The 8,481-nt window shown below is 72.9% G+C and carries 8 protein-coding genes; all 8 read left to right on the top strand.

Going from position 1 to position 8,481, the window contains the following annotated elements; genetic code table 11:
- Window positions 1–2,500, top strand: a 2,500-nt coding sequence (locus HMPREF3159_RS06685) for an Rne/Rng family ribonuclease (RefSeq protein ID WP_083305840.1), incomplete at its 5' end; no start/stop codon positions are given.
- A 249-nt stretch (window positions 2,501–2,749) separates the two neighbouring features.
- Window positions 2,750–3,058 carry a 50S ribosomal protein L21 gene (rplU, locus tag HMPREF3159_RS06680; RefSeq protein WP_029360839.1) on the top strand — a complete coding sequence of 103 codons (309 nt, stop codon included), beginning with the start codon at window positions 2,750–2,752 and terminating at the stop codon, window positions 3,056–3,058.
- Window positions 3,059–3,092: 34 nt separating this feature from the next.
- On the top strand, window positions 3,093–3,347 hold the full coding sequence (rpmA, locus tag HMPREF3159_RS06675; protein WP_010551799.1) for a 50S ribosomal protein L27: 255 nt from the start codon (window positions 3,093–3,095) through the stop codon (window positions 3,345–3,347).
- A gap of 111 nt (window positions 3,348–3,458) precedes the next feature.
- Window positions 3,459–4,994 (top strand): GTPase ObgE, encoded by a 1,536-nt coding sequence (obgE, locus tag HMPREF3159_RS06670; protein ID WP_070500248.1) that lies wholly within the window; start codon window positions 3,459–3,461, stop codon window positions 4,992–4,994.
- Window positions 4,991–6,136: a glutamate 5-kinase gene (gene proB / locus HMPREF3159_RS06665; protein ID WP_070500247.1), complete on the top strand. Its 1,146-nt coding sequence runs from the start codon at window positions 4,991–4,993 to the stop codon at window positions 6,134–6,136. Before obgE ends, proB begins: the two co-directional genes overlap by 4 nt.
- An 86-nt stretch (window positions 6,137–6,222) precedes the next feature.
- Entirely contained in the window at window positions 6,223–7,503 is a 1,281-nt protein-coding gene (locus HMPREF3159_RS06660) for a glutamate-5-semialdehyde dehydrogenase (protein WP_070500246.1), read from the top strand.
- An 88-nt stretch (window positions 7,504–7,591) separates the two neighbouring features.
- The gene (locus tag HMPREF3159_RS06655; protein WP_010551794.1) at window positions 7,592–7,786 is read left to right on the top strand and encodes a hypothetical protein; all 195 of its coding nucleotides are present in this window, start codon (window positions 7,592–7,594) and stop codon (window positions 7,784–7,786) included.
- A 35-nt stretch (window positions 7,787–7,821) separates the two neighbouring features.
- Window positions 7,822–8,397, top strand: a complete 576-nt coding sequence (gene nadD, locus HMPREF3159_RS06650) for a nicotinate-nucleotide adenylyltransferase (RefSeq protein ID WP_070500249.1) — start codon at window positions 7,822–7,824, stop codon at window positions 8,395–8,397.
- The last annotated feature ends 84 nt before the right edge of the window (window positions 8,398–8,481 follow it).

The raw sequence follows: 8,481 nt of genomic DNA, 5'->3' as shown, positions 1-8,481 counted from the left end.
GCGCCGTCGCCGCCGGGCCGGGGCGCCGGCGGGAGCGCCGACCTTCCAGGCGCCGACGGCCCAGCCGACGGAGGAGCCGGAGCCCGAGGCCGACGAGCAGCAGGAGCAGGCGCAGGGGACCGCCGCGAACCCCGTCCTGGACGATCTCAAGGCCCTCGCCTCCGCGACCGGGGCCGTGACCGAGACCTCCGCCGCCGCCGAGCCCGAGGTCGACGAGGACCGGGCGCGCCGGCGCGAGCAGGTCCAGATGGACTTCGCCTCCCTCCTCTTCCAGGCGCCGACCCCGCAGCCCCGCACCACCGTCGCCCCGCAGGACGAGGACGACGAGGACTCCCGCGACGAGGAGCAGGCCGAGGAGACCGGCGACGAGGACTCCCAGCCCTCGCGCCGCAGCCGGTCCCGCAGCCGCTCCCGCCGCTCCTCCTCCCGCGAGCAGGACGCGCCGCAGGACGAGGACACGGACCAGGACGACTCCGAGGACACCGACTCCGAGGGCCGGAACGACAGCGACGACGACAACGACTCCGCCGAGAGCGGCTCGGGCTCCTCGCGCCGCCGTCGTCGTCGCGGGGGCCGCGGCCGTCGCGGCCGCGGGCGCGGGGAGGACGACTCCCTCAGCCGCGACCACGGCGCCGAGGACAGCGCGCAGGAGAACTCCTCCGAGGACGAGGAGACCGAGGACGGCTCGGGCGAGGAGGGCTCCGGCTCCTCCTCGAGCGGCTCGAGCTCCAGCTCGCGCCGTCGCCGCCGTCGCCGCCGCTCGGGCAGCAGCGGGGACGACGGCTCCTCCCCGGACGATCCGCCGAACACCGTGGTCAAGGTGCGCGAGGCGCGCGACGAGGTCAAGGCCGTCAAGGGCTCGACCCGGCTCGAGGCCAAGCGCCAGCGCCGCCGCGAGGGCCGTGACTCCGGCCGTCGCCGCAGCGTGATCACCGAGGCGGAGTTCCTCGCCCGCCGCGAGTCCGTCAAGCGCTCGATGGTGGTGCGCGAGCGCCAGGGCAGCACCCAGATCGCGGTGCTCGAGGACGACGTGCTCGTCGAGCACTACGTCGCCCAGAAGTCGCAGACCTCGATGGTCGGCAACGTGTACGTCGGCAAGGTCCAGAACGTTCTGCCCTCCATGGAGGCCGCCTTCGTGGACATCGGCAAGGGCCGCAACGCCGTGCTCTACGCCGGCGAGGTCAACTGGGACGCGGTGGGCCTCGAGGGCCAGCCGCGCCGCATCGAGCTCGCGCTGAAGAGCGGCGACCCCGTGCTGGTCCAGGTCACCAAGGATCCGATCGGCCACAAGGGCGCGCGCCTGACCAGCCAGATCTCCCTGCCCGGCCGCTATGTCGTGTTCGTGCCCGGCGGGTCCATGACCGGCATCTCCCGGAAGCTGCCCGACACCGAGCGCAACCGGCTGAAGAAGATCATGCGGCAGATCATCCCCGAGGACGCGGGCGTGATCGTGCGCACCGCCGCCGAGGGCGCGAGCGAGGAGGAGCTCACCCGCGACGTCGAGCGCCTCACCGCCCAGTGGGAGAAGATCCAGAAGTCCCAGAAGTCGCGGTCCGCGCCCGTGGCCCTCTCGCAGGAGCCCGACATCGCCATCAAGGTGGTGCGCGACGTCTTCAACGAGGACTTCACCTCGCTGGTCGTCGAGGGCGGCAAGGTCTACGACGACGTCCACTCCTACGTCTCCGAGGTCGCCCCCGACCTGCTCGAGCGCGTCACCCGCCATGTCGGCGACAAGGACGTCTTCGCAAAGCACCGCATCGACGAGCAGCTGCTGAAGGCGATGGACCGCAAGGTCTACCTGCCCTCCGGCGGCTCCCTCGTCATCGACCGCACCGAGGCGATGACCGTCGTCGACGTGAACACCGGCAAGTTCACCGGCTCCGGCGGCTCCCTCGAGGAGACCGTCACCAAGAACAACCTCGAGGCGGCCGAGGAGATCGTGCGCCAGCTGCGGCTGCGCGACATCGGCGGCATCATCGTCATCGACTTCATCGACATGGTCCTCGAGGCGAACCGCGACCTCGTGCTGCGTCGCCTCGTGGAGTGCCTGGGCCGGGACCGCACCAAGCACCAGGTCGCCGAGGTGACCTCGCTGGGCCTGGTGCAGATGACCCGCAAGCGCGTGGGCCAGGGCCTGGTGGAGACCTTCTCCACCACCTGCGAGCACTGCCACGGACGCGGCATGACGGTCGACATGGACGCCGACGGCGGCCACAGCCACCCCCAGGGCGGCGGCAGCGGTGGCGGCGAGGACGGCTCCAAGGGCTCCTCGCGCCGGCGCGGCCGGCGCGGTCGCGGCGGGGCGAAGGACGATGACGAGCACGGCGGTGACGCCGACGGCTCCGAGGAGTCCGGCGACGTCCACCGACTCGCCGACGACGAGGACAGCCGTGCGCTGACCCGCGCGACGATCGCATCGATCGCCGCCGCCTCGGGCAGTCACAGCCAGCCCGAGGTCGTCGTCGACGGCCAGGTGGTCGATCCCGACGGGGACCAGTGACCTGTTCCACACGGTGTGACGGCGTTCTCGCTGGTCGGGGCGTGTCACATGGTTGACCGGCTGTTCACGGGATCGTAAGCTGTCCCCTGGCGCAAACGCGTCGCAGTCGTCGTCCGGTGGACATCGCGCGACCGCATCTCCCGCCCGGCTCCCCGGCCGGGAACGGTTGACGGTCGCAGGTCCGCGGTGGCCACCCGAGTGGGCGCACGACTCGAAGACTGGATCCGAATCACAAGATGGAGACGTGACGTGGTGTACGCAATCGTCCGCGCAGGCGGTCGTCAGGAGAAGGTGTCGGTCGGTGACACCATCGTGATCAACCGCGTGGCAGGCGAGGCGGGCGACAGCATCGATCTCGCTCCCGTGCTGCTGGTCGACGGTGACAAGGTCACCTCCGCCCAGGCCGAGCTCGCGAAGGTCAAGGTCACCGCCGAGAAGGTCGAGGACCTCCGCGGCGAGAAGATCCGCATCCTCCGCTACAAGAACAAGACCGGTTACAAGAAGCGCCAGGGCCACCGCCAGGAGCTCACCCGGCTGAAGATCACGGGCATCGCCTGAGCGATCCCTCGACCAGACAAAGGATTGATCCCAGATGGCATCTAAGAAGGGCGTCAGCTCCTCCAAGAACGGCCGTGATTCCAACGCCCAGCGCCTCGGCGTGAAGCGCTTCGGCGGCCAGGTCGTCGGCGCCGGCGAGATCCTCGTCCGCCAGCGCGGCACCAAGATCCACCCCGGCGACGGCGTGGGCCGCGGCAACGACGACACCCTGTTCGCGCTCACCGCGGGCACCGTCGAGTTCGGCCGCAAGCGCGACCGTCGCGTGGTCAGCGTCGTCGAGACCGTCTGACACGCCGCCCCGGTCCCGGGGCACCCAGCGTCCTTCGAGGGGCGGAGCCGATCGCTCCGCCCCTCGTCGCTTATCCACCCCCACGGCACCCTCGACCCTCGGAGAGCACCCATGGCCACATTCGTCGACCGCGTCCGACTGCAGGTCGTCGGAGGATCCGGCGGGCACGGCGCCGCCTCCATCCGGCGCGAGAAGTTCAAGCCCCTCGCGGGTCCCGACGGCGCCGACGGCGGCCGCGGCGGCGACGTGATCCTCGAGGTCGACGCCTCGACCACGACGCTGCTGGAGTACCACCACAAGCCGCACCAGCGCGCGACCGGCGGCGGCTTCGGCAAGGGCGACCTGCGCCACGGCGCGAACGGCGAGGACCTCGTCCTGCCCGTGCCCGACGGCACCGTGGTCACCGAGGAGGACGGCACCGTGATCGCCGACCTCGTGGGCATCGGCACCCGCTACGTCGCCGCGCGCGGCGGCAACGGCGGCCTCGGCAACGCGGCCCTCGCCTCGAAGCAGCGCAAGGCCCCCGGCTTCGCGCTGCTCGGCGAGCCGGGCCAGGAGCGCACCCTCGTGCTCGAGCTGAAGACCGTCGCCGACGTGGCGCTGGTGGGCTACCCCAGCGCCGGCAAGTCCTCGCTCATCGCGGCGATGAGCGCCGCCCGCCCGAAGATCGCCGACTACCCGTTCACGACCCTGGTGCCGAACCTCGGCGTGGTCGAGGCGGGCGAGCACCGGTACACGATCGCCGACGTGCCGGGGCTGATCCCCGGCGCCAGCCAGGGCAAGGGCCTGGGCCTGGACTTCCTGCGCCACATCGAGCGCTGCCACGTGCTGGTGCACGTGCTGGACGCCGCCGCGCTCGAGTCCGACCGCGACCCCGTCAGCGACCTCGAGATCATCGAGTCCGAGCTCGCCGCCTATGCCGCGAGCCTGGACGAGGAGGCAGAGACCCGCGTGCCGCTGATGGAGCGGCCCGCCGTGGTCGTGCTGAACAAGACCGACCTGCCCGACGGCGCCGACATGGCCGACCTCGTCCGCGAGCGGCTGGGGGAGCGGGAGATGCCGATCCTCGACGTCTCCGCCGTCTCCCGCAAGGGGCTGCGGGAGCTGTCCTTCCTGCTCGGCGAGCTCGTCGAGCAGGCGCGCGCCGCCCTGCCCGCTCCGGAGCCGGCGCCCGTCGTCCTCACCCCGCGCGGCGTGGACCGGGCCTCCTTCGAGGTCGTCACCGAGCAGTACGACGGCGGCACCGCCTTCCGCGTCCGCGGCGACAAGCCCGAGCGCTGGGTGCGCCAGACCGACTTCACCAACGACGAGGCCGTCGGCTTCCTCGCCGACCGCCTCGCGAAGCTCGGCGTCGAGGACGGGTTGTTCTCCGCCGGGGCCGTCGCCGGCTCCACCGTGCTGATCGGCCCCGGCGACGACGCGGTCGTCTTCGACTGGGAGCCGACGATGGTGGGCGGCGCCGAGATGCTCGGCCGCCGCGGCACCGACGACCGGCTCGAGGACCACCACCGCCCTACCCGCGAGCAGAAGCGCGAGGAGCAGAAGGCCCGCACCGCCGCCCGCATGGACCGTCTCGCCGCGATGGAGGCGGAGCGGAGGTCCGGCCACTGGGCCGATCCCTCGAGCGACGGGGACGGTCAGCGGTGAGCGTGGCGGAGCTGCGTCAGCCCGCCCGTCTCACCGCCCGCGAGGAGCTCGTCGGCGCCCGCCGCATCGTCGTGAAGATCGGCTCCTCGAGCCTGACCGACGCACGGGGGAGGCTGGACCAGTCCCGCCTCGACGGCGTCGCGGAGGTCGCCGCGACGCTCGCGGCGCGCGGCACGGAGCTGGTGCTCGTCTCCTCCGGGGCGATCGCGGCCGCGCTCGGCCCGCTGGGACTGCCGGAGCGGCCCGCCTCGGTGCCGCTGCAGCAGGCCGCCGCGAGCGTGGGCCAGGCCCTGCTCGCCACGGCCTGGTCCCGCGCCTTCGCCGCGCACGAGCGGACCACCGGGCAGGTCCTGCTCACCGAGTCCGACGTGATCCGCCCCCAGACCTATCGCAACGTGCGCAGCGCCCTGGAGGCCCTGCTCGAGCTCGGCACCGTGCCGGTGGTCAACGAGAACGACACCACCGCCACCCACGAGATCCGCTTCGGGGACAACGACCGCCTCGCGGCGCTCGTCGCGCAGCTGCTCGGCGCCGATGCGCTGATCCTGCTCACCGACGTCGACGCCCTCTACACCGCCCCGCCCCGCGAACCCGGTGCGGAGCGGATCGGCGTGGTCGAGGACGTGGCGCGCCTGGCCGGGGTGAGCATCGGCTCGGTCGGCTCGAAGGTCGGCACCGGCGGCATGGTCACGAAGCTGTCGGCCGCCCAGCTCGCCTCCACCACCGGCACTGCGGCGCTGATGACCTCCGCCGAGCGCTTCGCCGAGGCGGTGGAGGGCCGGGACGTCGGCACCTTCTTCCCCGCCCATCACGGCCGTCGCCGCTCGCGCCTGGTGTGGCTGCGCTTCGCGACCCGCGGCGCGGGGACGCTGCACCTGGACGAGGGCGCGGCCGGCGCCGTGCGCTCGCGCCGTCGCTCGCTGCTCGCCGTCGGCGTCACCCGGGTCGAGGGGACCTTCCCCGCGGGGGTGCCCGTGGACGTCGCCGACCCGGACGGCACCGTGATCGGCCGTGGCCTGACCTCCTTCAGCTCCGACGAGCTGCGGGCCATGGCGGGGCGCGGCACCGACGAGGCGCGGGAGCTGCTGGGGGAGCGGTACCGCCGCCCCGCGATCCACCGCGATCAGCTGGTGGTGCTCTGACGCACCGGGGGCCGGTTCTCCCGGCGCGCCGGTTCCCTGGGCGGACGCCCCGGGCTCCATGGACGTCCGCCTCGTAGACTCGGGCCATGGACGACCAGTCACTCTCCGTCGAGTCGGCGGTCCGAGGCGCCGCCCGCGCCGCGAAGGACGCCCAGCCCGTGCTCGCGCGCCTCCGCCGCGCCGAGAAGGACGCGCTGCTGCACGCCATGGCCGAGGCGCTCATCGCCCGCGCCGACGAGATCGTCGCGGCCAACGGCCAGGACCTCGCCGCCGCCGACGAGTCCGGCATGGCCGCCGGCCTGCGCGACCGGCTCGCCCTGGACCCGCAGCGGATCGCGTCGATCGCACAGCAGCTGCGCGACGCCGCCGCGCTGCCGGACCCCGTCGGCGAGGTGGTGCGCGGCTCCGTGCTCGCCAACGGCCTCGAGCTGCGCCAGGTGCGGGTGCCGATGGGCGTGATCGGGATGGTCTACGAGGCGCGCCCCAACGTGACGGTCGACGCCGCCGGCCTCGCGCTGAAGGCCGGCAGCGCCGTCGTGCTGCGCGGCGGCTCCGCGGCCCTGCACTCCAACACCGCGCTGATCGCGGTGCTGCGGGACGTGCTCGCCGAGCGCGGGCTGCCGGCGGATCTCGTCGTCGGGATCGACGCGCACGGCCGCGAGGGCGCCGACGTGCTCATGCGCGCCCGCGGCCTGGTCGACGTGCTGATCCCGCGCGGCGGCGCGGGCCTGATCCGCCGCGTGGTCGAGAACGCCCAGGTGCCCGTCATCGAGACCGGCACCGGCACCACCCACGTGCTGGTGGACGCGAGCGCCGACCTCGACCAGGCCGAGCAGATCGTGCTCAACGCCAAGACCCAGCGGGTCGGGGTGTGCAACGCGCTGGAGACGCTGCTGGTCCACCAGGACGTCGCCGCCGAGGCGCTGCCGCGGCTCGGCGCCGCACTCGCGCAGGCCGGGGTGCGCCTGCACGTGGACGAGCGGGCAGCCGCGCTGCTGCCCGCGGGCGTCGAGCACGTCCCCGCGACGGAGGAGGACTGGGACGTGGAGTACCTCGCCCTCGAGCTCGCCGTCTCCGTCGTCGACGACCTCGACGCCGCGCTCGCGCACATCCGCGCCCACTCCTCGGGCCACACCGAGTCGATCCTCACCCGCGACCTCGTCTCCCAGCAGCGCTTCCTCGCCGAGGTCGACTCCGCCGTGGTCATGGCCAACGCCTCCACCCGCTTCTCCGACGGCGGCGAGTTCGGCTTCGGCGCCGAGATCGGGATCTCCACCCAGAAGCTCCACGCCCGCGGCCCGATGGGGCTGAGCGAGATCACCGCCACCAAGTGGCTCGTGGTCGGTCAGGGCCACGTCCGCCCGTGACCCCACTCCCACCCGGCGGGTTCCGGCCGGCACCCCGCCCGCGCTGTGGGATGATGGGCCGGTCACTCGAGGAAAGGCCTTCTAGAACATGATCGACCAGCTCATGATCCTCGCCGAGTCCGGCGCCGGCGCGAGCGAGGGCATCCCCGCACCCTTCATCGGGATCGGTGCGTTCGCGATCCTGATGACCATGCTGGCCATCACCTGGCTCACCGGGGGTGCGCACCACCGCAGCCTCGACAAGAAGCACGACGCGGACACCGACTCCGACACCGACCGCTGAGACCGGTGGAGCTGCAGCGACGACGGATCGGCGTGATGGGCGGGACCTTCGATCCCATCCATCACGGCCACCTCGTCGCCGCCAGCGAGGTGCAGAGCGTCTTCGCGCTCGACGAGGTCGTGTTCGTGCCCACGGGCCGGCCCTGGCAGAAGGCGTCGCAGGAGATCTCCGACCCGGAGCACCGCTACTTGATGACCGTCGTCGCGACCGCCGCGAACCCGGTCTTCACCGTCTCCCGCGTGGACGTCGACCGGCCCGGCGCGACCTACACGATCGACACGCTGCGCGAGCTGCACGCCGAGCACCCCGAAGCGGACCTCTTCTTCATCACCGGCGCGGACGCCCTCCAGAACATCCTGACCTGGAAGGACACCAAGGAGATCTTCCAGCTCGCGCACTTCGTCGGCGTCACCCGGCCGGGGCACGAGCTGGACACCTCGGGACTGCCGGACGACGGCGTCACCCTGATCGAGGTGCCCGCCATGGCGATCAGCTCCACCGACTGCCGCACCCGCGTCGCCGCCGGCGCCCCCGTCTGGTACCTGGTGCCCGACGGGGTCGTGCAATACATCAACAAGTACGCGCTCTACACAGGAGGTGACGGCCGATGACCGAGCCGGAGACCACCCCGCGGCGCGGCCGCCGCGCCCGCGCGCTGAGCCCCGAGGAGCTCGCCGGCGCCCAGCCGAGCCCCG

This window comes from Brachybacterium sp. HMSC06H03, from assembly GCF_001807385.1.
In the GTDB taxonomy this organism is placed as follows: Bacteria; Actinomycetota; Actinomycetes; order Actinomycetales; family Dermabacteraceae; genus Brachybacterium; species Brachybacterium conglomeratum.
The sequence above is the reverse complement of the archived record's forward strand: the minus strand, read 5'-3'. Positions and strand labels throughout refer to the sequence as shown.

Bases quoted from the DNA above. Each gene is read 5' to 3' on its own strand.
- obgE (WP_070500248.1), top strand. From the start codon at position 3,459: ATGGCCACATTCGTCGACCGCGTCCGACTGCAGGTCGTCGGAGGATCC.
- rpmA (WP_010551799.1), top strand. From the start codon at position 3,093: ATGGCATCTAAGAAGGGCGTCAGCTCCTCCAAGAACGGCCGTGATTCC.
- HMPREF3159_RS06655 (WP_010551794.1), top strand. From the start codon at position 7,592: ATGATCGACCAGCTCATGATCCTCGCCGAGTCCGGCGCCGGCGCGAGC.
- HMPREF3159_RS06660 (WP_070500246.1), top strand. From the start codon at position 6,223: ATGGACGACCAGTCACTCTCCGTCGAGTCGGCGGTCCGAGGCGCCGCC.
- nadD (WP_070500249.1), top strand. From the start codon at position 7,822: ATGGGCGGGACCTTCGATCCCATCCATCACGGCCACCTCGTCGCCGCC.